This is a genomic window from Nitrospirota bacterium (assembly GCA_016180645.1).
Taxonomy (GTDB): domain Bacteria; phylum JACPQY01; class JACPQY01; order JACPQY01; family JACPQY01; genus JACPAV01.
Genome location: JACPAV010000032.1, coordinates 1 through 23,464, shown reverse-complemented (window position 1 = coordinate 23,464; position 23,464 = coordinate 1). Strand labels below are relative to the sequence as shown.

Genomic DNA, 23,464 nt, shown 5'->3' with positions numbered 1-23,464 from the left:
ATGAAGGACCTGCAACCCGGTGCGTATCCCATGGAGAAAGCCCTCCGGTGGATCTCCGAACAGCGAACCGCATTTCCAAACAAGCCCCTGACCGAAATCATTCACGAAACCGCTCGCAAATTCGACCTCGCTCCCAAGGACGAAGAGTTTCTCCTTCAGCAGCTCCTTACGAAAAAGCCCTGACTCGCCTCCCGGCGGGTGCGCGCTCCTCCACGAGTTTTCCAGCTGTCGCCGTCAGGTAGTCGAGCGATTTCCAGGTCAGCAATTCCGCCGGGCATGAACCGGCCATGGCCTGAGCTGTGGAAAGGGCGCCGCTGAGAACGGTCTTTGAGCGACTGTGGAGGAGGGTGCATTTCAGGAGTCGGCCTGCGGTCTCCCTTTGAGTGAGAGGCCTGCGCTCGTCTCGGCTCCCTTTTTCAAGGAAAATGAGCTTCCGGAGTGGGGCAGAGAGATTATTGCGCGACTTTGACGGATCGATCGACGACCGAAGATCTCCCCAGAAGGGTGTACCGAATGCTCGTGGCTTGGGATTCAAACGCACCGCAACCAGTTCATCCGATAGGATCACATAGCGGGTCCGGGTCTTGAGAAAGTGCCGTGCGGTGGTCGTCTTGCCGCTCCCGGACGCCCCGGCGAATACGACCGTGCCATCCGATCCCTTCAGCGAAATGGCGGCGGCGTGCAGGATCAGGCCGGAGTCCAGTGGGAGAGCCGTGGCGAGAAACCCCCGCACGAGGGAACTGAACGAAGGAAATGTGGGGCTGACGGACGCGTGGCCGGAGCGGGTCTTGAGATCGAAGGCCCCCAGATAGTTGGGGTGGCGGACGGTCACTGTCGAATCGTCTGACGCGAGAGTGGGAAGAATCACGCGGCCCCTCCGGTCTTCATTCGGGACGGTGCGCAGCGTTTCGCTGATGATCCATCGCTGGCGATGCGAGGGGAAACGCTTTCCGCGAGGTGGGGAGAGAAACGGCCTGAATCGTTGTTTCATCTCCGGCCATGAGGAGCACAGTGTCATGTGAACATGTATTTGAAATCCGGCCAGGAAGAGGCTGAAAGTCGGCATCGCATGATAGAATACTTCAATGTTTACGGCCTTGACAGGACTCCGTCTCGCCCGACTTCTCATGGCGGCCATGTCGTCGGCGGTTTTCCTTTCCCTTCCGGCTTTCTCGGTGGCGCGGGAATACCCTTCTCATTTGAAGAAAAGATTTGAGGGCCGCCCCGGTGGCAAGGGATTCGGTCGGGCGCTGCACGGATGGCGGGAATCGGTTATCAAGGGAGGAATTCTGAAATCCCCCAGCCGGGTCGGGCGACTGCCGACGGGGAAATTCACGATTCGAGTTCCCGTGTTCCTGATGTACTACGCCGGCGAGAAGCCGGATTGGGACAAGTTCAACATTGAATCCATGCTTTTCGGATCCTGGCCCACCGGAAGTCTGCGTGATGCCTATCTGGAATACACGTATGGGCGGCTCATGGTGCAGGGCGACGTGGTGGATTGGTTCGATCTCACACGGGAACGTGCTTTCTTCGAACAGACTCCCCATAAGGACGATCAAAACCGGCCCTGTACAGGTCTGTGTCCAGATCTGCCCGGCGGAGCCGCCGAAATGGTCAAGCAGACCCTGGATCGATGGGACGCGAAGGTCGATTTTTCGCAATACGACAATGACGGATCGGACGGCATTCCCAACTCGGGGGACGACGACGGTTTCGTCGACACCGTCTTTTTCATTCACGGTGGAAGAGGAGGGGAATGCGGCGGGACGGATGTCTTTTCGCACTACTTTCAGTACTCCGGCTGGTTCGACGGGCGGCCGTACAACACCAACGATCCCTCTGCCCGGGGGGGGGACATTCGAATCGACGACTATGTCATGCAGCCGGCGATGTCGTGCTCGTCGGGAAAGAGGGTCGAGGTCGGGGTATTCGCACACGAGTTCGGCCACGCTCTCGGCCTGCCGGACCTGTACGACACCGGAACCGACGGCACCACCAGCGGCGGCGCCGGTGAATGGGAACTCATGAGCAGCGGAGGATACGGCGGAGATCGGCGCTCGCCCGAGCGTCCTTCACATCTGTCCGCCTGGAGCAAAATGTATGTGGGCCTCATCGAGCCGATCACGCTTCCGCGCTGCCTGTCCGGCGTTACGCTGCCTCCCATCGAAAGGCAGCCGGTCGCCTACAAGATCCCGATTGTTGACCAGGAGTATTTTCTCATCGAATGCCGCCTCAAGACCGGATTCGACGAGAAGCTTCCCGGGCAGGGTCTTCTTATCTGGCATGCCGATGACAAAGTGTGCGCGGAGCGATACGAGGACAACACCGTGAACGACGATGAGAACCACCCGTGCTTAAGGCTTGTTGAGGCAGACGGGAGGTACGACCTGCGCGGGGCCGGCAGCCGAGCCGGTTCCAGTGATCCGTTCCCTGGGTCGAAGGAAGCAACCCAGTGGACCTGCGCAACCAAGCCGGGATCGAAGGGATACGATGATGAATGCCGGGGAATTTACATTACCGACGTGGGCGCGCCCGATGAAAACGGCTGTCCCATCGCGTGGACGGAGCTCCTGAATCCGACTGCGGACAGCGATCTCGGCCACATGACGACCCAGCCTCAGCTCAATCTCGATTTCAGCAGAGCGGTGCCGATCAGCGAGGATCCCGACGCCGCGCCGCCGCTGACATTCAACCCCGAGGCCTCTTTCACATTGGGCCTCTCAACGGATGGGACGCGCCTGACAGTGTCTCCGGCCCTGGCGAAGAAGACATCGTACGACCTTCTCTCCGCGCCCGATTTCAAAGACGAATGCGGCGGGGGGATTCTTCCGTTCCGCTTGTCCCTGGATACCCTTGCAAAGGACGATCCCGGATGGACATGGGGCTGCGCAAGCGTAGCTTTCGGCCGCTCGACCCCGGATCTCTCCTGGGTCGTGATGATGGCCTGGATTCTGATTCTCAGAGGCCGAGCGGGGAGGCCGCGTCCACAGTGAGCGAACTTTCTGCGGCCGGCAGACCCGTACGCCCGGCCAACACCCCTCCCGCGTTGAAGTTCCTTTTTCCCGTCCTTATCTTGGCGGCCAACCTCATCGTATACGTCCCTTCGCTCCACCGAATGTTCGTCACGGACCAGATCTGGTATTTCGCCGATCTTGAAGGGTCGCATTCGCTCCTCGACGGTCTCCGGCACTATGACTACCCGCAATCCCGCCGCTACTACAAAGGAGATAATTCGCTTTTTCGTCCGCTCTTGTTCTCGTGGGTGGCCGTTGAGAACTGGCTCTTCAAGTACCACTACGTCTACTGGAACGCGGCCAACCTTGCGTTGCATCTGGCCGTCGTGTTTCTTCTCTACCGGTTCTTGTGGCGGCTTCGACCTTCCTGGTTTGCCGGTCTATTCGCGCTATTCTTTTCGATCGCCCCCGGTCTCATCGAGATGGTCATGTGGAACTGCATCGGCGGATACCTCTGGTCCTTCTTGTTTTTCATCGCCTCGCTGGGTCCGCTCAGGCGAATGGCGGCCGGCCTGGGGCGGGGGCGAGACCGTTGGACATACGCCGCCGCCATGACACTGGCGGTCGGGTTCTATGAAGTGATGGTGCCCCTGTCGATGCTCATGGCCGGATATACGGCGCTGGTGGCGCGACGGCGTGCTGCTCGGTTGTCCGTAGGGTCATGGGCCGCGCTCCTCGTCCCGGCGGTCCTCTTCACCGCCGTGTATCTCCCGCATCGCGTCGGCCGCGAGAAGGTGTTCTACGTGCATCGAAAAGACGGCGTGGAGAACATCATGGCGTTTGAAAACTCCGTGCGTGCGGTGGGACGCGCCGCGGCGGCGGTGGGGCGATGGGCCGGGGAGACGTTTCTGCCGACGGCGGTGGACCATCAAATCGTGCCATACCAGCGATTCGGGAAGCGGTTTGTTTGGACGCGGGACTCGGCTCCCTACGTCATCAACGCAGCCTTGGGGATCTTCCTCGTTCTGTCAGCGGTTCTCGCGTTCACCCGATCAGCCTGGATGGCCGAGTGGCCGCTGGCCTTGTTGATGGCCGGGATGGCCTTCACGTATGCGCTCGTCATCGGGTTTGGGCGTTCGTTGGGCGATATTGTCGGTGTGAGTTACTACCTCTACTTTTTTACGTTGGTGGCCGTTATCGGTGCCTACGCGGTGCTCGATTTCGACTCCGCGGAATGGTCGCGTCGAATGGGGCTGACGCTTGCTCTGGAGGGGTTTGTTCTGTTCAGCGCCATCCTATCCTTCGGAATGTCTCAAAGGGTGCGCGAAGCGAATCGCGTCGCCGATACCTATTTTGAGCAAATCGTGGATCTGGTCGATCAGAACGAGGACGTCCCCGGATTTTCATTCGCCCCGGCCGACAGCGCGTATCCGGCCTCCATCGATCCGATCATTTTCCTGGCGGACGGCTATCCCACCGATCCGGGAGTGAAGGATCGTGCCATGAGACTGTCTGAAATCATCTTCTTCAAGTACTACGACGAAAGAAATCCGCAGTTTCGGGTGGGCTTGTCACCCTGATCTCTCCGCCGGAACGAGAAGTGCTCGCCCTGGAGTTGGAAGAGTCAGTTCCTGGCACGGGTGGGGTTAGGCGCCTCCGGGAACGGAGAGGCGGATAATTCTAGGTTGCTGTCCCTCCACGTGCCACGCGGGGAGGTTTGAATTGCTCGTCCACACGTTTCCTTGCTCGTCGAAGTCGATGTCGCGGCAAAACGTGACACGCGTGGGAAGAGGATAGGAAGTGAAGGCCTCGGTTCGCGGTTCGAATCGGATGAGGGTGTCGCTGTTCGCTCCGCAGATCCAGATGTTTCCGGATCGGGTGGAGATGTTGAGTGCGTAGGGGAAATCCCCGGGTGAGGGCAGGGGAAAGGCCTTGAACTTCTTCGTGGAGGGATCGAACCGTGCGAGTGCGCCGTCGACGTATGCGGGGATCCAGACGATACCGTCCGCTCCGACGCGCAGGCGCCGCGGACCGTAGAAGGGTGTATCGAACGTATCGATTCGCTTGGTAGCAGGATCGATTCGTCCGATTCGGCGATTGTTGAACTGGCTGAACCAGATCCCACCATCCGGGGCCACGTCCAACCCGTAGGCAATGGGCATCAGCTCCGGATCATTCACCGGAGTGACTTTCATGGGGAAACGTTGCCCGATCTTCATCCAGAACCGGATCGTGCGCATGAAGAACTTCTGGAGGAGATCGCGCGTGGGGAGGTTGATGAGTTTGGCGGTGTCCCGACCGGGCAGAACCAGTCCCACCTGATTCGACACGGCCAGCGTGTACCATAGACGTCCGTCCCGGTCGAAGCGGAGAGTGTGCGGGTACCGGCCGCTTGGCCCCTGGTGGACATGGGTGAACGATTCGGTTTTGGGATCGAAACGGACCAGGCCCTTCCAGAAACTGAGCGTGATCCAGATCCGTCCGGCGGAATCTTCCTGAAGGCTGTGAGGCCCGAGTCGGGGCGCGGCCCGGAATGCGCCGAACCCTCGTTGAGCGATGGTACCCATGAGTCCGCCGGGCGGCGCGCCTTCCGGCGGAATGGACCATCGCCGCCGTTCGCCGGTCACAGGGTCTAGCCGAAATAGGTTGTCCCCCAGCATGTCGACAGAATAGATTCTGCCATCGGATCCCACGATGGCGTCATGGGGCATGGAAGTGGTTGCTCCGATGTCCCACTCGGTGATCTCGACTCCGGCCAGGGGGCCTGAAGGAATCGCCGGGGACCGAACGCTTTCCGGCGGGAGACTTGTGTAGGTGCTGTTCAGGACTTTCGGAATCTGATTCCGCAGTTCCTTCGTGACCACACCGCCCATCGCTGCCATCTGGTCGAGCACACGGGTCCAATCCGCCTCCGCCCGCGGGATGCGCGTGAAGAGATTTCCCTGCTGATGGCACATGCCGCATTGGATGGCGAACTCGGCTTGGAGCTTGGGCGTTGGAAATCGGACGTTGCGATACCATGCGCTGGCCGGCGCGAGGGCGGCGCGATCCGCGGGCGACACCGGTTTCAGCACGAAGGGTCTGATAATGGGCTGACTCGAAAGCTTCACCGGCTCCGTGCCGGCGTCGGTGAATCCTTGAGATCGCGCCCGCATCTGGATCGTTCCGACGGTGGGAAGGAGGAGAGCGAAGCGCCCCTCGCCGTCGGAATAGACCGTATGGTGCTCGGCCCGTTCGGTGACGGTTGCCGTTACAAGAGCGCCCGGTACCGGCGCGCCCGCCGAATCGGTGACGCTACCGCGGATACCGCCAGCGGAGACGGCGAAGGGGGTGGCTGCGACAAGGAGCAGTGTCAGGGCGGGATGGGACCATCGAACGTGCGGCCAGTGCTTCATGGCAGTGGCAAGCGTAGCCGTCGAATGGGTTGGGTGCAATCCTATTTTGATCCGGTGAGAGGGTGGGGTAAAGTCCGACGTTCATGAAACGTTCTTGTCCCCCATACCGTCCTCGGCATGGGGTGAGGATGGGAGGTAGAACGGCTACATTCGCATCTACACGGTTCAGGCCGTCTGTGATACATGATCCTAAAGAGGTCAAGGAACATGGATCCGCGCAAGCGTAGAGGGATGCGCCCGGAAGGGCTGAGGTCGTCGGGAGAAGGCATTGGAATTTCTCCGGATGCGGCGCTCAGGAGACTGATGGCAGGCCACAGAAGGTCGTCGGCGCGATTTACGATATCGAGACGGGTGGGGTGAACTGGCTTGGGCCTCATCCTGAGCAAAACACGCTGTCCGCCCGATGAAAGAGAACAGAAAAAGGTGAGTCGGGCGACCGGCGTTCGATGAGGCGCTGGATCTTTTCGTCTGCTGCGGCCTTGCTGGTGGCGGCCTATTGGCTGCTTGCTGAATCCCCGGCAACCTACCCGCGGCAAACGATTCTGGTCAGAGGGGCGCAAATCTTCATCGGCAACTCGACCGAGTTTTCTCGCGGCGACCTGCTCATCCGCGACGGCAGAATTGTGCCGGCCGGCGAGTTCAAGGCCGACGCGACAACCCGTATCCTGGACGGCGGCAGGTTGTTCGTGACTCCCGGCCTGGTCGATGGGCATACCCACATGATGAGAGCCGGCCTGTGCAGCGGAGACGAGGGGGTGGGCTGGGAGAACGTGCGCCAGATCCCGATGAATTTCGATGTGGCGCTCAGCTACGGCGAGACGACGGTGGTCGATCTCGGCGGACCGCTATATGGGAGTGTCGCTCTTCGCGACCGGCTGCAAAGTGAGGTGGAGGCCGGGAAAGATTGGCCACGCTACATTGTCGCCGGCCCGATCCTGACCGCGCCGGAAGGATATCCCTTTGATTGGCTGGACCCTAATCTGGCGGAGGAACTGGTTGTGGCTATTGGCCTGGATTCGTCGGACCATGCTCGCACCACCGTCCGACGCATCAAGAACGCCGGCGCCAACCTGGTAAAGATCGCGGCTATGGAGCTTGCCTACAACGAACGCCCCCTCAAGATCATGGATCAGGACGTCTTCAGCGCAGCAGTAGATGAGGCCAAGAAGCAGGGCCTGCGGGTCTTCGTGCATGCCCATTCCCCCGAGGGGTATCGTCGCGCTCTGACGGCAGGCGCACCCGTCATCGCGCACAGCTCTTTCTTGCCGTTGCCTGAAGAAATTGTTCGACAGGCCGCGCGCAACCGGGTCATAGTCATTCCCACCCTCTGGGTGTTTGCGGCGTTCGGCGAGGCGCTCGAAAATAGCGGGCTGGTGGCCGAACTCCAGCCACAAGTCCTACCCCACTTCTACGGCAGGTTGCTGGATTTCGACCGCCGGATGAAACTGCCGGGCAATGACATCCCGGGAGATTTCCTGCCAGGATTGAAAAAATCCCGCCTTGAAACGGCCATGGCCACGGCGCGTCAAAACCTCTACGAACTGTGGAAAGCGGGCGTCGAGCTGGGTTTTGGTACGGATACTTCTTTTTGCTACGGCTTGCACGGCTCGGCCGGTCGCGAAATGCTGGAAATGCAGAAAGCGGGTTTGCCGGCTGGTGTGGTTTTGCAGGCGGCCACCCGCGGCAGCGCGCGCGCCTTGGGCAGGGATGACCTGGGGGGGCTCACACCGGGCGTGCTGGCCGACGCGCTGATCTTGACCGAAGACCCTCTGGCCGACCTGGGCACGGTAGCTCGCCCGGCAGCGGTTATCAGAGATGGGCGCATCGTTCGTTGCGATTCCGGAAAATTGGTCGATTTCTGTCCGGCGGGGGCAAGGTCAGGTCCGCTGATCCCAGGTGTCTTGAAGACGCTGGGTATCGGTTGGGAATTGTTGAGATCGATCTACCTGTGAATGTGATGTCACCCATCCTCCGGAAGGGGTGGCCCCATCGGCTATGGGGTCAAGGCTTTACTTGACATAACTCGATGGGCTGGGTAGAGTCGGGGCGTGTCGCGGCCTTTGCGGATCGAGTTTCCGGGTGCCTACTACCACGTAATGAACCGGGGGCTGGGGAGGATGCAGACGTTCGTGACGGATGAGGACGCGGAGGGATTCACCGAGCTATTGGAGGACGCGTTCAGGCGGTGGGGAGTCGTGACCTATGCTTATTGCCTCATGTCGAACCATTACCATGTATTCCTTCGGACTCCACGGGGAAATCTTTCGAGGGTGATGCGGCACGTGGATGGGGTATACACGCAGCGTTTCAACCGGAAGCGGGGAAGGAATGGCCCCTTGTTCCGCGGGCGGTACAAGGCAATTCTGGTGGAGGCGGAGGAGTACCTGCTTCAACTCGTCCGGTACATCCATCTCAACCCAGTTGAGGCGGGCGTGGTGCGGTCCCCGGCGGACTATGCCTGGAGCAGCCACCGTTTGTATCGGATGCGATCGGGACCATCCTGGCTGGCCGGAGAGGAGGTGCTTTTACGCTTTTCGAGCCTGCGGGCCTTTGAAGAATTTGTGGCGGAAGGGAATGAGAAGAGCCTTCAGGAGTTTTACCAGCGAAGGCGCTACAGCCCCTTCTTGGGGAGGGAGGGGTTTGAGGTTCGGATCCCGAAGGGTATTCGGCCCTCCGACCGGCACCCCCGTTCGGAACGAACCCCTCAGTTTCCCAGCTTGGGTGTGGTATCGGACGCCGTGGCGCGGGCCTTGGGGGTTCGGCGCGAGGTACTCATGAACAGTCGGCGTGGGCGACTCAATTCGGCTCGAAACGCGTCGATCTATGTCGCCTGTCGGGTGGCGGGTTTCCCACACGAGGAGATCAAGGCGCATTTCGGTCTGGGCAGCGACAGCGCGGTCACCCGTGCCTGTGTGGCGGCGGAGGCCATGATGAGAAAGGATCGGTCCTTTTCTCGCACCCTCTCACGCCTGCGAGATGGAAGATAATGTGTCAAGTAAAGCCTTGACCCCAATATCAAGGTGTACGATGTATGTGGGTTGGCGAGAGCCAGCGGCATGAAAATTTGAAAATCGGCGGACATCGGCGTAGCCTCATTGAAATCCATACGGTGGGCGTAGCTCAACTTGGTTAGAGCACCAGTCTGTGGCACTGGGGGTTGCGGGTTCAAATCCCGTCGCCCACCCCCGCGTTGAGCGCGGGTGATGGCCCGCTGCGCACGGTTTTCGGTTGAAAATCAGTCGGATGAGCGGGATAATATACAGCTAAGGCGATGAGGAAACTTCCCAAGTTCACACTCGGAACGGGTCTGGCCTTTGTGCTGGCAAGTTGTGCCGGCGGGCTGAAAGAGAAGGAAGCCCAGGACATCAAGACCCAACTAGCGGATCTTCAACGCAGCTTCGTCGATCTGAACCTGCGCATGGACAATCTCGACTCCCGCGTCGAAATCGTCAGCCAGCGTACGGTGGAGGTGGACAAGCGGCTGCAAACGGTGGAGCAAGACAAACAGAAACCGCTCGAAATCACGAAGATCGTACCGTCCACGACCGACCTGCCCAAGCCTGCCTCCAGTGCGTCGCCTTCCCCTGAACCGCGGAAGATTCTGACCAATGAAACCATCACGAAGATGGACCCGATTTCGCTCTACAACGATGCCTTCGGGAAATTCCAGAAGGGGAAGCTGGACGATGCGGAAAGGGGTTTCAAGGAATTTCTCGAACTCTATCCCGCCCACGAGAACGCGGACAACGCGATGTACTGGCAGGGGGAAGTGAAGTACGCGCGCGGCCAGTTTCAAGATGCGCTTCAAATGTTCAACCGGGTGATCGAGCAGTACCCGAAGGGGAACAAGGTTCCTGATGCGCTCGTGAAGATCGGTTACTGCCACCTTCGCCTGGGTGAAACGGATCAGGCCGGATCGAGCTTCAAACGGGTGATCGAAGAACACCCGTTCAGCTTCGCGGCGAACCAAGCACAGAGGAAACTGGAGGAACTGAAATAGAAGGGGGATGTCGCTAAATGTATTGGCCACGGATGGCACAAGGGGGAGCCGGTATGGTTGTGGGTCTGCTGATCAGCACGGCCTCATGGGCCGAATCGAACGGGGCGCAAACCGAGCCTCCAACCGAATCCTCCAAACCTTCCACCGAGTCGGCCGCTGTTGCTTCGGCAACATCCGGGGAACAGCAGACGCACACCGTAGAGGACGGGGACACCCTCTGGGACCTCTCAACCCGCTATTTTTCCTCGCCCTGGAGATGGAACGATATCTGGGATGCCAATCGCGACGCGGTCGGGAACCCTCACTGGATTTATCCCGGGCAGACGCTGATCATTCCGCCCATCCGGATTGAGGCAGTGCCCGATCTTCCGCCGGAGCTTGCCGCGGCCCCCGCTTTCGAGCCGCCCCCCGTACCCTTCGTCCCTCCGCCTGAAGCGCCGCCTGAAATGCCCGTCATGAAGCTCGTCCCTCCCAAAAAGATCGAACCCCCGGCGCTCCGGGTCATCCCGAGCCTCGATAAGCCGAGAGAGATCGTCTACCAGGGGCTGCTGGGCACCGGATTCATCACGGAGGAGGAATACGAAGAGGCGCCGCGCGTCCTGGGCACGATGGACGGTCGGCGTCTCATGGGGCAGGGCGATGTCATCTACCTTGAATTTGAGGAATCCCCCACTGTACAGAAAGGCGAAAAGTATCTCGTGGTGCGGGTGGGCGAGGAGATCGAGCATCCCGACACGGGGGATGACCTCGGGTATCGGATCGAGGTTCTCGGCTCCGTCGAGATTGAAGACACATCCACCGAATCCGCCAGCGCGCGCGTGCTGGTGTCTTACGACTACATTGCCACCGAGGATCTCATCGTACCCATGCAAACCGTGCCCGAAAGGGTGCTGGTGAAGAAAGGCCGGAAAGGCATCGAGGGCTATGTGGTGGCGGCGAGGGAGGACGTCCAGTTTCTCGGCCAGGGGCACATCGTTTACACGGATCTCGGCGCGGGAAGCGGGGCAGAGGCTGGACAGGTTTTCAAGATCGTGCGGTCGGAGGAGGAAGTGGGCGGGCTCCTGATCCCGCCGGTCACGGTGGGAGAGATCGTAATTCTCCGGGTAGGTTCCACGACGTCAACGGCACTCATCGTGAGAAGCAATTCGCCGGTGCAGGTGGGCGACAAGATCAGATCGGATTAGAGGCAAGCGATGGGGGGGAGCGAAGCCCGATACGCGCTGGGGCTTGGGCGGGTATCGGGCGTTGGGCCGGTCATTGGAAAAATGCTCGTTCGAGCGTTTGGATCGGCAAAAGCTGTTCTTGAAGCCAAGCCGTCCGCCCTGACGCAATTGGATGGCGTGGGTCCGAAATTGGCGGCGGCGCTGCGAAAGTTCCACGAATGGGAAGCGGTGGATCGGGAGGTCGAGCAGGCAGCCCGATTCGGTGTGGATCTGTTGCCGCTCGGTTCGAGTGTCTATCCGTCGCTCCTTTCTGAAATTCCGGACCCTCCACTCTGCCTCTATGTGAAAGGGAAACTCGAAGCGGAAGAGAACGACGCCGTGGCCATTGTCGGTTCACGAGGGGCATCGAGAGACGGGGTGCGGGCGGCCGGACATCTTGCGGGGGAGTTGGTGCATCGCGGTGTGACGGTGGTCAGCGGGATGGCTCGCGGAATCGACGCGGCCGCGCACCGGAGCGCGATGGAGGCCGGCGGACGGACCCTCGCCGTGCTGGGATGCGGGATGGACGTGGTCTACCCCGCGGAAAACGTCCGGTTGTACAAAAGCATTCCCGAGCGCGGCGCCATCCTTTCCGAATATGCTTTTGGCACGAAACCGGATGCGGGGAATTTCCCTCTCCGAAACCGGATCATCAGCGGATTGGTGAGGGGCGTCGTGGTGGTGGAAGCGGCGGAGAAGAGCGGTTCGCTCATTACCGCGCAGCGCGCGCTCGATCAGGGGAGGGAGGTTTTCGCCGTGCCGGGGAGCATCTATTCACGGGGATCGAAGGGCACCAACGCGCTCATCCAACAGGGCGCGAAGCTGGTGAGCGGGGTGGACGACATCCTTGAGGAGCTTTTTCCGGACAGGAAAGGGGCGCCCGGCGCATTACCCCCGCCTGATCTTTCCGCGCTTTCTCCACTCGATCGAATCGTGTTGGAGCGACTCGGCTCCGAAGCGATCCACGTGGATGAGATCATCGAGTCGTGCGGGTTGGGCGCCGCCCGCGTGTCCGAGATCCTTCTCCGTTTGGAGCTGGTGGGATTCGTGGAGCAATTCGCAGGGAAGTTGTTTGCGAGGAAGTAAATCCTCGACCGCAAGACGCGGGCTAAAGCCCTCGGCTACCCCGGAGAGATGTTCGAGACGGTCGTCGCAGGCTTCATGCCCGCGGCCCCGGAGTGGCGGTGTGGAATGTGACGGGGGTTCTTCGTCGACCCCAATTCTCCGGCAACGCCCCGAAGCGGCCCGCGATTACCGTGCCGCACGCCGAGCATTTTCCTTCGTCCATGCTCCACCGGCCGAGCTGGTGCCAGTCCCGCTCGATGACACACTGTCCGCATGACGGACAGTAGGTGCTCTGCCCGTCCGCATCGAGGACGTTCCCCGTGTAGACGTAGTGGATCCCCGCCTTCAGGGCTTGGCGCCGCGAGCGGGAGAGCGTGGCCGGCGGCGTGTGGGGCGTGTCGGTCATCTTATGATCCGGATGGAACGCTGTGAAATGCAGCGGCACGTCCGGCCCGAGGGTCCGCAGGTACCACTCGCAAAGTTGATCGACCTCCGCCTCCGAGTCGTTCTGACCGGGGATGAGCAGCGTGGTGACTTCGAGCCAGACCTGGGTTTCGTTTCGGAGGTAGGCCAGGGTATCGAGTACCTCTTCCAGATGGCCGTAGCAGGTCTTGTGGTAGAACTCCTCGGTGAAGGCCTTGAGGTCGACATTGGCCGCGTCGATCACGCTGTAGAAATCCTTCCGGGCCTCCGAGGCGATGTAGCCCGCCGTGACGGCAACGTTGAGGACGCCCCGCTCGCGACAGGCGAGCGCCGTATCGATGGCGTACTCGGCGAAAATGACGGGGTCGTTGTATGTGTACGCGACGCTCCGGCATCCGGCGCGAACCGCAGCTTCCGCGATGGCCGAAGGTGATGCGGCTTCCGAGAGGCGGTCCACCTCCCGCGCCTTGCTGATATCCCAGTTCTGGCAGAACTTGCATCCCAGGTTGCAGCCGGCGGTGCCGAAGGAGAGGACACTGGAGCCGGGATAGAAGTGGGCGAGCGGCTTCTTTTCGATCGGATCAATGCAGAAGCCCGAACTCTTCCCATACGTGGTCAGGACGATTCGATCGGCCCGGCGTTGGCGGACGAAACAAAAGGCCCGCTGGCCCTCGTGCAGCTTGCAATACCGGGGACAGAGGTCGCACTGGATCCGGCCGTCGGGGAGTGGATGCCACCAATCGCCCACAATGGTGTCCGCTTCGATGTATTCTCTCCGTTTGGTTTCCATCCTTCCTACTATAGCGTGGGGCCGAACGGGGGAGCAATACGCCTTCGCACCCAGCGTCGGAGTTCATTGACGCTGGCCCCCAGTTCTTCTATTCTCTCCCGCGATGCCATCGCTCATGATCAAGATCGGCGAATTGAAGGTTGCCGCCGGGGGTGATAAGATTTTAGACATTCCGAACGTCACCTCGGGAATCACCGTTGTCATGCTTGAAAAGCAGAAAATGGTGGCAGGGGCCTTTCACGCGCTGCTCCCCAGGTGCACGTCGAACAATCGCGCGGATTTGTCCAAGTTTACCGATACGGGAGTACGGCTGTTGATCGCGGAAATGGAAAACCAGGGTGTTTCAAAACATGAGCTGGTCGTGAAACTCATCGGAGGATCCGACCTCATGGGGGCGAGCGCCCTGTCCATCGGCCAGCAGAACGTAGAAATGGCCAAGAAGATACTCGGCGAGGAGGGTCTCAATGTCGGAGGCATGGAGGTAGGAGGCCGGAGGAAGCGTGACGTCCAAGTGCGTCTCCGCGAAGGCAAAGTGCTCGTGAAACATCTGATGGGCGACCCGCTGGAGGTCTAGTGTCCATTTCGCTCGAGCTCAAACGGAAGATCGTGCGGTCGGTGGATGATCTTCCTCCCATCCCGCAAGTGGTGACGAAGATCAAAGAGACCATGGCCAAACCCAACTGCACGGCGAAACACATCGCCGATCTCGTTTCCACCGATCAGGCGCTGGCCACGAAGGTGCTCAAGCTTGCCAACTCGCCGTACTACGGGGTGCTCAAGCCAATCAACAATATTCAGCAGGGAGTGGCGTTTCTGGGATTCAACACCTTGCACAACCTCGTGCTGGCGGGGTCCCTCTACAAGATCTACGAGCGTGATCTGAAGGGGTACAAGATGCTCAAGGGCCAGATGTGGGAACATTCGGTGTACGCGGCCTTTGCTGCCGAGATGCTCGCCGACCGGACGGGAAAGAAGCCTTTGAAGGAGGTCGCCTTCACGGCCGGGCTGATCCATGACATCGGCAAACTCGTCATGAGCACGTACATTGGGCAGGTGTTTGACAGCGTGATGGAGATGGTGGAGCAGGAAAAGGTGTCCTTCCTTGAGGCCGAGAAACGGCTGCTGGGATTCGACCACGCTGAAATCGGGAGCGAAGTGGCGCGCAAGTGGAGATTTCCCCTCGATCTGGTGGCTGCCATCCGCTACCACCACACGCCCAAGCTGGTGCAGGGTGACCCTGAGTTGGTCTCTGTGGTGCACCTGGCGGACGTGGCCTGCCTGATGATGGGGAAGGGCGTGGGGGTGGACAGCATGTACTACGAGATGGATCCCGGATCCCTCAAGGCTTTGAACATGGTCGAGGACGATCTCCAAGGGGTCATCTTCAGGCTGTCCTCCAGCGTGGATATGTCGCTCCTCGAACAATAAGAGTCCCCCAACCGAATGGACTTCTCGACAAGCTCGAAGGGTAATGTTCGAGCGGAGCGAAGCGGAGTCGAGAACCTCCTCCCCCTCCTGTTCGGCGTTGTCGCCCTCACGGCCTGCGCTACGCTTCGCCCCCAGAAGTCCGATGTCGCCCCGGTCGAGTTGAGCCCCGAAGCCGATTCCTATCATCTCTACATGCGGGCCCGCCGGGAGCTCTTGAACGGAGATACCTCTTCCGCCTTCCGGCACTACCAAGAGGCGCTCCGCCTTGAGCCGGACTCCACGGCGATCTGGGCCGAATACGGGCAGGCGGCGGCGCGGCAGGGCGATTTGATCGAGGCAGAGAAAGCGTACCGGCGGACTTCCGAGTTGGCCCCGAAGGACATCGAGCCCCATCTCATGCTGGCGCAAATCTACACCGTAACGGGACGCTGGGAGGCGGCCATCGGCGAATACGAGAAGGTCCGAGGCCTCGATCCCGCGTACCCGGGGATCGACCTGCTCATCGCATCCGCCGACATCGAAGGGGGTCGGCTGGACGAGGCCGAAAAAAAGGTGCAGGAATTGTTGGCCTCCCAGCCTGAGAATCCCAGCGTTCTCTTCTACGCGGCCCGCCTGGCCGCCCTGCGCAAAGACGCGGCGGGAGCGGAAGCCTTGCTCAACCGGGCGCTGGAAAGAGCGCCGGATTCCGTCGATCTGCATTGGGAGCGCCACCGCCTCTACGAAGAAACGCAACGCAGGCCCCAGGCCGTGGAGGAGCTTCAGAAGATTCTACTCCTGTCCCCCTCGCATGAAGGGGCGAGGTCGAAGCTCTGGAAATGGATCTGGGCAACGCGCGAATGGTCCAAGGCGGAGTCTGTTCTGCTGACCCTGGCCTCCGCGTATCCGGATGAGCCGTATTTTTTCCTGGCTCTGGGATGGGTTTTCTTTGAGGACGACAAGAGAGCGCCGGCCGTCGATGCCTTCAGGCGATGCCTCGAACTGGCCCCGGGGTTGGACGACGCCCTCTACGGCGCGGGCGTGGCTTTGGAGGCCATACAGAAGCCGGGTGAGGCCGCCGCATTCCTGGAAAAGGTGGGGCCCGAATCGGAACTATTCCCTGAGGCTATGGTCCGGCTCTCCTTCCTCGAGGGGCGTCAGAAGCAATGGGACAGGGCGGAGAGGCGGCTCAAGGGTCTGATCCGCGGGCATCCCCAGGAGGCACGGTTTCACGAAGGATTGGGGTTGATCTATCAGGATCAGCGGAATTTCGGCGCCTCCCAGAAGGCCCTGGAGAAGGCGGTGGAACTGGAGCCTGACAGTGAGTCCATCCTCTACGAGCTGGGCATTGTGCAGGAGCAGAACGGACGGCGTGAGGCGAGTATCGAGACGATGAAGCGGATCCTGGCCGGCAACCCCCGTCATCCCAATGCCCTCAATTGGGTGGGGTACAGCTACGCAGAGGAAGGCCGGAATCTGGATGAGGCGGAATCGCTCGTCCGCCGGGCGTTGGAGGCGCGGCCGAACGACGGCTATTTCATGGACAGTCTGGGCTGGGTATATTTCCAAAAAGGGGATTTCGAGGGCGCGCTGGAACTCTTGAAGAAAGCCGTCCAGATCACGCCGGACGACCCCGTCATCAACGAGCACCTTGGCGATACGCACTGGAATCTCGGGGAACTCTCGGTCGCAGTGGAATTCTACAAGAAGGCGTTGACGCTCTCCCCGAAGGAAGACCAGACGCAGCGGCTGCGCCGCAAGATCGAGCCGCGCGGCGTGAGGCTGTAGGTTCATGCCTGTGAAGGTGGGCGTACGGGCGGGACGGATCTCCCTGTTCACCTGTTCGATCCTCGCCTGCACCGCGGCCGGAAGTCCCACGCGGCCCGAGCGGTTGGTGAAGGGTGCGCTGCACCCATTTGACGGTGATGCGTTCGTCGACGCCTCCATCGGTGACGCAAGCATGCTGAATCCGGTGCTCTCCAATGACAGCGCCTCCGGCGACATCAATGGAATGGTTTACGACGGACTCTTGAAGTACGGACCCAACTTGGACATTCAAGGCGTGCTCGCGGAGAAGTGGGAAGTGGCCGAAGGTGGGCGAACCATCACCTTCCATCTGCGGCAAGGCGTGAAATGGCATGACGGCGCCCCCTTCACCGCCGACGATGTGCTCTACACCTACGAACGGCTGGTCGATCCGAAGGTTCGAACGCCGTACTCTTCAGACTACGAGCTTGTGAAATCGGTCACGGCTCCGGCCCCCCACACGGTTGTCGTTCGCTACAAAGAAGTGTTCGCGCCCGCCCTCGAAAGCTGGATGATTTCGATCATTCCGAAGCATGTCTACGAGGCAAAAACCTTTGCCTGTCCTCCCACGCGTTGCCGACCGAAGACCGATCCGCCCAAGACCGTGGAGAACTTCAATTCCCATCCCGCCAACCGCTGCCCGATCGGAACGGGGGCGTACACCTTTTGCGAATGGAGAACGGACGAGAAGATCGTCCTTGAAGCCAACCCGAACTACTTCGAGGGACGGCCTCACGTACAGCGCTTCATCTACCGGATCATCCCCGACCAGGCCGTCCAGTTCCTCGAGCTTCGGAGACAATCGATCGATACGATGGTTCTCCGGCCGGACCAGTACAAGGCGTACGACGTGTTCTTCGAAAACCACCAGAAGTTCCGCTTTCCGAGCTTCAGCTACAGCTACATGGGTTTTAATCTGAAAAATCCGCTGTTCCAGGATCGTCGGGTCCGCCTTGCGCTTGCGATGGCCCTGAACAAGAAGGAGATCATCGATGGCGTGTTGCTTGGTCTGGGCAGCCCGGCCACCGGACCGTTCCCGCCGCTGAGCTGGGCTTTCGATCCGGGGGTGGAGGACATCGCGTTCAATCCCGCGGAAGCCCGCCGGCTCCTGCAAGAAGCCGGGTGGTCCGATTCGGACGGTGACGGTTTTCTGGATCGGGGCGGGAAGCCGTTTCGCTTCACGCTCATGACGAATCAGGGAAACAAAGTGCGGGAACTCACGTCGGAAGTCCTCCAGTTGCAACTCAAGAAAATCGGCGTGGATGTGACCATCCGCATCGTCGAGTGGAGCTCCTTCATCCAGAAGTTCGTGGAACCGCGCGCGTTCGATGTGGTCATTCTGGGCTGGTCGCTGGGCCGCGATCCGGACCAATACCTGATCTGGCACTCCTCGCAAACGGGACCCGGGAAGTACAATTTTGTCGACTACAACAACCCGGAAGTGGATCATCTGCTCGAACGCGGCCGCGTGACGTTTGAGCAGGCCGAACGACAGAAAATCTACCGGCGAATTCACCGGCTGATCCACGACGATCTGGTCTACATTTTCTTGTACTACCCCGAAGCGACGCCGGTGGTTCACCGACGGTTCGAAGGGCCGTCCGTCTCGGCGCTCGGCCTCTTCTGGAACTTCAACCAGTGGCACGTGCCGCCGGAAAAGCGGAAATACCCCGTGCCGGTGTTCGAGCAGTAGAAGGGACCGGCGATGGCGCGATACCTCGGCCGACGACTGGCTTCCATGCTTTTCCTCCTGTGGGGGATTACGGTCATGACCTTCGGCGTGATGCAGCTCGCGCCGGGCGGCCCCATCGACCTGGCCACGGAGATGTCCGCCCGTACCTCGCCGGAGATCAAAGACAAGCTGAAAGTCCTCTATGGGCTGGACCAGCCCTGGTACATCCAGTACGGACGCTGGATGAAGCGGATCGCCCGGCTCGATTTCGGGACCTCGTTCAAAGATGAACGGCCGGTGATCGACAAGATCGTCGAGCGCGTTCCCAACACCCTGCTCCTGAACCTGTGCACGATGATTCTTATCTTTCTCCTCGCGATCCCCATCGGAGCGGTGTCCGCCATCAAGCAGAACTCGCTCGTGGACCGCGGCCTGGCGGTGCTCGTATTCATCGGATTCTCGATGCCGACGTTCTGGTTCGGCCTCCTTATGATGATGTTCTTTGGAATTCTGCTGGGATGGCTCCCGGTATCGGGGTTGCACTCGCTGAACTACACGGATCTCGGCTTCGGGGGAAGAATCTGGGACACCGCGCAGCACCTCATCCTGCCGTCCCTCACCGCGGCGTTTACCGGCCTCGCATTTCTCTCCCGCTACACCCGCGTGATGCTTCTTGAAGTCATCCGGCAGGACTATGTGCGTTCCGCCCGCGCCAAGGGCCTCAGCTCGCAGCGCGTCTTCTGGCGTCACGCGTTCCGCAATACGTTGATCCCGATGGTGACGCTCATGGGCCTCATGCTGCCCGACCTCATCGGCGGCGCGTTCATCTTCGAAACGATCTTCGCGTATCCGGGTCTTGGCCGGCTCGGCATGGATGCGATGATGGCCCGGGACTATCCCGTGGTCATGGGGCTGGGGACGATTGTCGCTTTCCTGACTCTCCTGGGGAATTTCCTCGCCGACGTCGGCGTGGCCGTCGTCGATCCGCGGGTGAGACTGGCGAAATAGTTTATGCTGAACATCTACATCCAGAGATTTCGGCGGAACCCTTCCGGGATGGCGGGCCTCCTCTTGCTAATGGCCCTGGCCTTTGTCGCGATCTTCGCCTCGGCCCTCTCGCCGTATGATTTCGCGGAGCAGGTGCTCCTGGACCGCCTCCAGCCTCCCTCCTGGAAACATTGGATGGGGACGGACGACCTCGGGCGTGATGTCCTGTCACGGATGCTCCTCGGCGCGCGGATCTCCCTGACCGTGGGATTCGTGGCGGTGAGCATCTCCGTTGTCATCGGGACCGCCCTGGGCATTTTGGCGGGGTACGTCGGACGATGGGTCGATTCCGTCATCATGCGGTTCGTGGACATCATGCTCTGCTTCCCGACGTTCTTCCTGATCCTCATGGTCATTTCGCTCCTGGAACCCGGCATTTTCAAAGTCATGGCCGTCATCGGGATCACCTCGTGGCCGGGGCTTTCACGCGTGGTGAGAGGCGAGTGCCTGCGCATCCGTGAGCTGGAGTTCGTGACCAGCGCGAGAGCCATCGGAGTTCCGCCGCGCTCGATCATGTCCAGGCACGTGCTTCCGAACGTGCTGGGCTACGTCCTCGTCTCCGCGACGCTGGGTGTGGGCGGCGCGATCCTCACGGAGGCGGGCCTGTCGTTCCTGGGACTGGGAGTCCAGCCTCCGACGCCGAGTTGGGGCAACATCCTCACATCGGGGAAAGACTACCTGCACGTGGCTTGGTGGCTCATGACATTTCCAGGACTCGGAATTCTGGTGACGGTCCTCTCATTCAATCTCGTCGGCGAAGCGATTCGAGACGCGATCGATCCCCGCCAGGCGCCGGGCTCATAATTCAGAATTTCAGGTTCGGCCGAACGGCGAGCTGGAGATCGAATTTCTTGCTGTGAGATGAAATGAAGTCGTCGCGCGCCGAGAGTCCCTCGGGCGTGTCCGTCCTGAGCTCACGGCATTGCGAGATGAGAGCGCGCGTCTCAGGACTCGTCAGCGCCCCCGTATCGAGCTTGAGGCAGCCCTTGTACTTGGCGCTCGTGTTGATGACCACCCCCAGGCCGAAACTGAACGTGAGCTTGTCTTTGTAGAAAGGGAAGTTCTTCCCCACGATCGCCAGGGCGCGAACCAGCACGTCTTCCACCTTGGTCGACACCGTGGGGCTGGCGAAACCGGAGACCTCCAGGAAACTGTTTCGCAGGAGGCTCCAGCCCTTGCCTGTGAAGTCGATCCGGTCGCGGAGGGTCGAGAAGTAAACATAATTTGAGATTTCAGGATCCTGGAACACCCGCCCACCGATCCGGTAGCTCCATTTCAATTTGCGATAGATCTTGATGTCATCCCCTTTGAGCTTTCCCTCGAACTCGTACCAACGGGTGTCGATCAGACTGTTGCTCTTGATGTGCTGCGTGCCGAAGGTGAACAGATATCCCGCATACGCGATTCCCTTCACGGACGGAACCGGCGACTTGAACGAGGCGAGGTTGCCTGCGAAAAGCGAAAACGCGTAAGGCTCCTCAAATCCGGCGGTGAGAATTTCGGCAATGCTCGTCCTGCTCTTGGGACGTATGGAGGGGTCGTCCCTCGGATTGTCCCCGACGGCCGCGGGGGGCTCGCCGTACCGGTCCCCCGTGTTGGCTTTCAAGGCGATCCCGGCCAGCGGCATGGGATAGGTGCTGGCCTCGAATAGGATCGTGTGGGGTTTGAGGAAGTTCGCCCAGAGGTACTTGTAAATCTCGCCTTCCTCGCCTTCGCCGAACTCGGGCCTGGCGGTGCCGATGCTCGCGTACGCGGCGACGGCGGAATAGTAGGCGTCCAAGTCCAGATCCACGCCGAAATGCTCGGCCTCGACCAGGGGATACGTGATCTGAGTGATCGCCCAGAATATGACGGTTGGGATCGTCATTTGAACGAGCGATATTTATCCTGTTCCCGCACATTTGACAAACACCGCCGGTGTTCATAGAACGAGGGAGGGTGGACCTTCGAAACCGCAATCTCACTTTCTTCGATCTCGAAACGACGGGGCTGAACCCGTGGCGTGGAGACCGGATCGTGGAGGTCGGCGCCATCCGCGCCAAGGGAGCGGAGGTCGTGGAAACCTTCGCCACCTTGGTCAACCCGATGCGCCCGATCCCTCCCGAAGTTTCAAAAGTGCACGGGATTACCGACGGCATGGTGGCTCATTCGCCCACGCAGGATGAGGTGCTGCCCGGGTTTCTGAAATTCATCGGCGAAGATGTCCTGATGGCCCACAACGCTTCGTTCGACATCGGTTTCTTCTCCAGCGCCATGAACGACCTCAAGCTGGGCTTCCCCGACAACATTGTGATCGATACGCTCACGCTTTCCCGCAAACTCTATCCGGAATATGAACGACACTCGATGGACATCCTGCGGACACGGTTCTCCCTCCCCACCGATTTCTACCACCGGGCCGAACGGGACGCGCGGGACCTCCACACCATTTTCATGAATTTCCTGGGGAAGATAGAGGAACATGGGTTGGGAACGCTGAAGGACCTCATCGACATCCACGGTCCGGCCCTCACCTTCGACCCCCGGGAGATCGAGCCCGATATCTATCCGCCCCAGCTCTACGACGATCTCATCCAGGCCACCCGCGATCAGCGATGCGTACTGATCACGTACGTGAGCGGCGGGCGGGGGCATCAGTCTCAGCGGGTGGTGGACCCCTACAAGATCGTCAAGCTCAGCGCTCACGACTATCTCGTCGGCTATTGCCACCTGAAAGGGACCAGCCGGAATTTCCGCCTCGATCGGATCACCGCTTGGAAACTGACGAGCGACAATTTCGAGCGTCCCGCCGACACCGCCCCCCACGCCGTCCCGGATCCCACCGCGCACCTCAGCTAGCCACCATAGAGGCTGAACTTCCGTGGCTGCTATCAAGGTTCAGCCTCGACGCCGGAGCCGAAATTACTGAGAGGTATCGTATTATGGGGTATTCACCCTAATTAAAGACTCGTATACTTTGTTTTACGTTTGACAAGTTCGATCGGACTGCCTAGAATCGGCCTACGATCACACATGATCGATGGAGGGACGAAATGGGGCAGTTTTCTCGAGTTGAGATTCAGCATCGCACCCATGGATGTCTGGTGAAGTCATTGTCAGTCATTGACTTTCTGAACAGCACATCCGGTGCGACGCTCCATACCCCCCATATTCAATACCCTTGCCAGTTATTGAAGTCATTCCACGGAGAAATCTGTAGTCAAGTCGAAAACGTTCTTTAGGGAGGGAAAACATGAAGGTCAGTAGTCAGAATCGAGTTCAACCCCGCTCCGTCGCGAAATTCCGCCGGACCGAGCGATTGGAGGCGAGTGTCAGTTCGGGCACCGAGGCGCCCCAAGATGCGGCCGCGCAGAAAGAGGCATCCCAGTACGCCCGCAGTCTCATCGAGGCAAGTCTTGACCCGCTCGTGACGATCAGCCCGGAAGGCAAGATCACGGATGTGAACGAGGGTTCCATAAAGGTCACCGGCGTTTCGCGCGAGAAGCTCATCGGGACCGACTTTTCAGATTACTTTACCGAACCCGAGAAGGCGCGAGAGGGCTATCAGCAGGTCTTTGCCAAGGGGTTCGTCACCGACTACCCGCTGACCATCCGCCACAGGGATGGCCGCCTCACGGACGTGCTCTACAACGCGTCGGTCTACAAGGACGCGCGAGGCAACGTACTCGGTGTGTTCGCCGCGGCCCGCGACGTGACCGCGCAG

The 23,464-nt window shown here is 60.2% G+C and carries 20 protein-coding genes and 1 tRNA gene; 17 read left to right on the top strand and 4 right to left on the bottom strand.

Annotated features, from left to right (window positions below; genetic code table 11):
- Positions 1 to 183 carry a hypothetical protein gene (locus tag HYT87_16730; GenBank protein ID MBI2061385.1) on the top strand — a complete coding sequence of 61 codons (183 nt, stop codon included), beginning with the start codon at positions 1 to 3 and terminating at the stop codon, positions 181 to 183.
- Here HYT87_16730 and HYT87_16725 read toward each other — a convergent pair.
- Positions 167 to 868, bottom strand: coding sequence for a hypothetical protein (locus HYT87_16725; protein MBI2061384.1), 702 nt, complete (start codon positions 866 to 868; stop codon positions 167 to 169). The two genes, HYT87_16730 and HYT87_16725, sit on opposite strands and share 17 nt — an antisense overlap.
- Before the next feature lie 217 nt (positions 869 to 1,085).
- On the opposite strand from HYT87_16725, the gene HYT87_16720 reads away from it, so the two are divergent.
- Positions 1,086 to 2,996 carry a M6 family metalloprotease domain-containing protein gene (locus HYT87_16720; GenBank protein MBI2061383.1) on the top strand — a complete coding sequence of 637 codons (1,911 nt, stop codon included), beginning with the start codon at positions 1,086 to 1,088 and terminating at the stop codon, positions 2,994 to 2,996.
- A complete protein-coding gene (locus tag HYT87_16715; GenBank protein MBI2061382.1) occupies positions 2,993 to 4,537 on the top strand; it encodes a hypothetical protein in 1,545 nt (514 codons plus the stop codon). Before HYT87_16720 ends, HYT87_16715 begins: the two co-directional genes overlap by 4 nt.
- A 66-nt stretch (positions 4,538 to 4,603) precedes the next feature.
- On the opposite strand, the gene HYT87_16710 is transcribed toward HYT87_16715, so the two are convergent.
- On the bottom strand, positions 4,604 to 6,352 hold the full coding sequence (locus HYT87_16710; protein ID MBI2061381.1) for a carboxypeptidase regulatory-like domain-containing protein: 1,749 nt from the start codon (positions 6,350 to 6,352) through the stop codon (positions 4,604 to 4,606).
- 446 nt (positions 6,353 to 6,798) lie between these two features.
- Here HYT87_16710 and HYT87_16705 point away from each other — a divergent pair, with 446 nt between their 5' ends.
- The 6 genes from HYT87_16705 to dprA all read left to right on the top strand — a co-directional run bounded on the left by HYT87_16705 (position 6,799) and on the right by dprA (position 12,640).
- The gene (locus HYT87_16705; protein MBI2061380.1) at positions 6,799 to 8,304 is read left to right on the top strand and encodes an amidohydrolase family protein; all 1,506 of its coding nucleotides are present in this window, start codon (positions 6,799 to 6,801) and stop codon (positions 8,302 to 8,304) included.
- 96 nt (positions 8,305 to 8,400) lie between these two features.
- Positions 8,401 to 9,339, top strand: coding sequence for a transposase (locus HYT87_16700; GenBank protein ID MBI2061379.1), 939 nt, complete (start codon positions 8,401 to 8,403; stop codon positions 9,337 to 9,339).
- A gap of 122 nt (positions 9,340 to 9,461) precedes the next feature.
- A tRNA-His gene (locus HYT87_16695) sits at positions 9,462 to 9,536 on the top strand.
- A gap of 87 nt (positions 9,537 to 9,623) precedes the next feature.
- A complete protein-coding gene (gene ybgF, locus HYT87_16690) occupies positions 9,624 to 10,352 on the top strand; it encodes a tol-pal system protein YbgF (protein ID MBI2061378.1) in 729 nt (242 codons plus the stop codon).
- 53 nt (positions 10,353 to 10,405) lie between these two features.
- Positions 10,406 to 11,536 carry a LysM peptidoglycan-binding domain-containing protein gene (locus HYT87_16685; GenBank protein MBI2061377.1) on the top strand — a complete coding sequence of 377 codons (1,131 nt, stop codon included), beginning with the start codon at positions 10,406 to 10,408 and terminating at the stop codon, positions 11,534 to 11,536.
- A gap of 9 nt (positions 11,537 to 11,545) precedes the next feature.
- A complete protein-coding gene (gene dprA / locus HYT87_16680) occupies positions 11,546 to 12,640 on the top strand; it encodes a DNA-protecting protein DprA (protein ID MBI2061376.1) in 1,095 nt (364 codons plus the stop codon).
- Between the two features lie 73 nt (positions 12,641 to 12,713).
- On the opposite strand, the gene amrS is transcribed toward dprA, so the two are convergent.
- The gene (gene amrS / locus HYT87_16675) at positions 12,714 to 13,832 is read right to left on the bottom strand and encodes an AmmeMemoRadiSam system radical SAM enzyme (protein ID MBI2061375.1); all 1,119 of its coding nucleotides are present in this window, start codon (positions 13,830 to 13,832) and stop codon (positions 12,714 to 12,716) included.
- 103 nt (positions 13,833 to 13,935) lie between these two features.
- Here amrS and HYT87_16670 point away from each other — a divergent pair, with 103 nt between their 5' ends.
- Genes HYT87_16670 through HYT87_16645 form a run of 6 tightly spaced genes read left to right on the top strand, consistent with a single transcriptional unit; the run spans position 13,936 to position 20,565 of the window.
- The gene (locus HYT87_16670) at positions 13,936 to 14,406 is read left to right on the top strand and encodes a chemotaxis protein CheD (protein MBI2061374.1); all 471 of its coding nucleotides are present in this window, start codon (positions 13,936 to 13,938) and stop codon (positions 14,404 to 14,406) included.
- Complete coding sequence (locus tag HYT87_16665) at positions 14,406 to 15,260, top strand: HDOD domain-containing protein (GenBank protein MBI2061373.1); 855 nt, start codon at positions 14,406 to 14,408, stop codon at positions 15,258 to 15,260. Before HYT87_16670 ends, HYT87_16665 begins: the two co-directional genes overlap by 1 nt.
- Before the next feature lie 15 nt (positions 15,261 to 15,275).
- Positions 15,276 to 17,024 carry a tetratricopeptide repeat protein gene (locus HYT87_16660; GenBank protein ID MBI2061372.1) on the top strand — a complete coding sequence of 583 codons (1,749 nt, stop codon included), beginning with the start codon at positions 15,276 to 15,278 and terminating at the stop codon, positions 17,022 to 17,024.
- Positions 17,025 to 17,028: 4 nt separating this feature from the next.
- A complete protein-coding gene (locus tag HYT87_16655) occupies positions 17,029 to 18,735 on the top strand; it encodes a peptide-binding protein (protein MBI2061371.1) in 1,707 nt (568 codons plus the stop codon).
- Between the two features lie 12 nt (positions 18,736 to 18,747).
- Complete coding sequence (locus HYT87_16650; GenBank protein ID MBI2061370.1) at positions 18,748 to 19,722, top strand: ABC transporter permease; 975 nt, start codon at positions 18,748 to 18,750, stop codon at positions 19,720 to 19,722.
- 3 nt (positions 19,723 to 19,725) lie between these two features.
- Positions 19,726 to 20,565, top strand: coding sequence for an ABC transporter permease (locus HYT87_16645; GenBank protein ID MBI2061369.1), 840 nt, complete (start codon positions 19,726 to 19,728; stop codon positions 20,563 to 20,565).
- Between the two features lies 1 nt (position 20,566).
- On the opposite strand, the gene HYT87_16640 is transcribed toward HYT87_16645, so the two are convergent.
- Positions 20,567 to 21,628: a hypothetical protein gene (locus HYT87_16640; protein ID MBI2061368.1), complete on the bottom strand. Its 1,062-nt coding sequence runs from the start codon at positions 21,626 to 21,628 to the stop codon at positions 20,567 to 20,569.
- 71 nt (positions 21,629 to 21,699) lie between these two features.
- Here HYT87_16640 and HYT87_16635 point away from each other — a divergent pair, with 71 nt between their 5' ends.
- Both HYT87_16635 and HYT87_16630 read left to right on the top strand, forming a co-directional pair.
- The gene (locus HYT87_16635; GenBank protein ID MBI2061367.1) at positions 21,700 to 22,599 is read left to right on the top strand and encodes a WYL domain-containing protein; all 900 of its coding nucleotides are present in this window, start codon (positions 21,700 to 21,702) and stop codon (positions 22,597 to 22,599) included.
- 394 nt (positions 22,600 to 22,993) lie between these two features.
- Positions 22,994 to 23,464: PAS domain S-box protein (locus tag HYT87_16630; GenBank protein ID MBI2061366.1), on the top strand; the 471-nt coding region annotated here is incomplete at its 3' end.

Bases quoted from the DNA above. Each gene is read 5' to 3' on its own strand.
- HYT87_16730 (MBI2061385.1), top strand. From the start codon at position 1: ATGAAGGACCTGCAACCCGGTGCGTATCCCATGGAGAAAGCCCTCCGG.
- HYT87_16720 (MBI2061383.1), top strand. From the start codon at position 1,086: ATGTTTACGGCCTTGACAGGACTCCGTCTCGCCCGACTTCTCATGGCG.
- HYT87_16710 (MBI2061381.1), bottom strand. From the start codon at position 6,352: ATGAAGCACTGGCCGCACGTTCGATGGTCCCATCCCGCCCTGACACTG.
- HYT87_16705 (MBI2061380.1), top strand. From the start codon at position 6,799: ATGAGGCGCTGGATCTTTTCGTCTGCTGCGGCCTTGCTGGTGGCGGCC.
- ybgF (MBI2061378.1), top strand. From the start codon at position 9,624: ATGAGGAAACTTCCCAAGTTCACACTCGGAACGGGTCTGGCCTTTGTG.
- HYT87_16685 (MBI2061377.1), top strand. From the start codon at position 10,406: ATGGTTGTGGGTCTGCTGATCAGCACGGCCTCATGGGCCGAATCGAAC.
- dprA (MBI2061376.1), top strand. From the start codon at position 11,546: ATGGGGGGGAGCGAAGCCCGATACGCGCTGGGGCTTGGGCGGGTATCG.
- amrS (MBI2061375.1), bottom strand. From the start codon at position 13,832: ATGGAAACCAAACGGAGAGAATACATCGAAGCGGACACCATTGTGGGC.
- HYT87_16670 (MBI2061374.1), top strand. From the start codon at position 13,936: ATGCCATCGCTCATGATCAAGATCGGCGAATTGAAGGTTGCCGCCGGG.
- HYT87_16660 (MBI2061372.1), top strand. From the start codon at position 15,276: ATGGACTTCTCGACAAGCTCGAAGGGTAATGTTCGAGCGGAGCGAAGC.
- HYT87_16655 (MBI2061371.1), top strand. From the start codon at position 17,029: ATGCCTGTGAAGGTGGGCGTACGGGCGGGACGGATCTCCCTGTTCACC.
- HYT87_16650 (MBI2061370.1), top strand. From the start codon at position 18,748: ATGGCGCGATACCTCGGCCGACGACTGGCTTCCATGCTTTTCCTCCTG.
- HYT87_16645 (MBI2061369.1), top strand. From the start codon at position 19,726: ATGCTGAACATCTACATCCAGAGATTTCGGCGGAACCCTTCCGGGATG.
- HYT87_16640 (MBI2061368.1), bottom strand. From the start codon at position 21,628: ATGACGATCCCAACCGTCATATTCTGGGCGATCACTCAGATCACGTAT.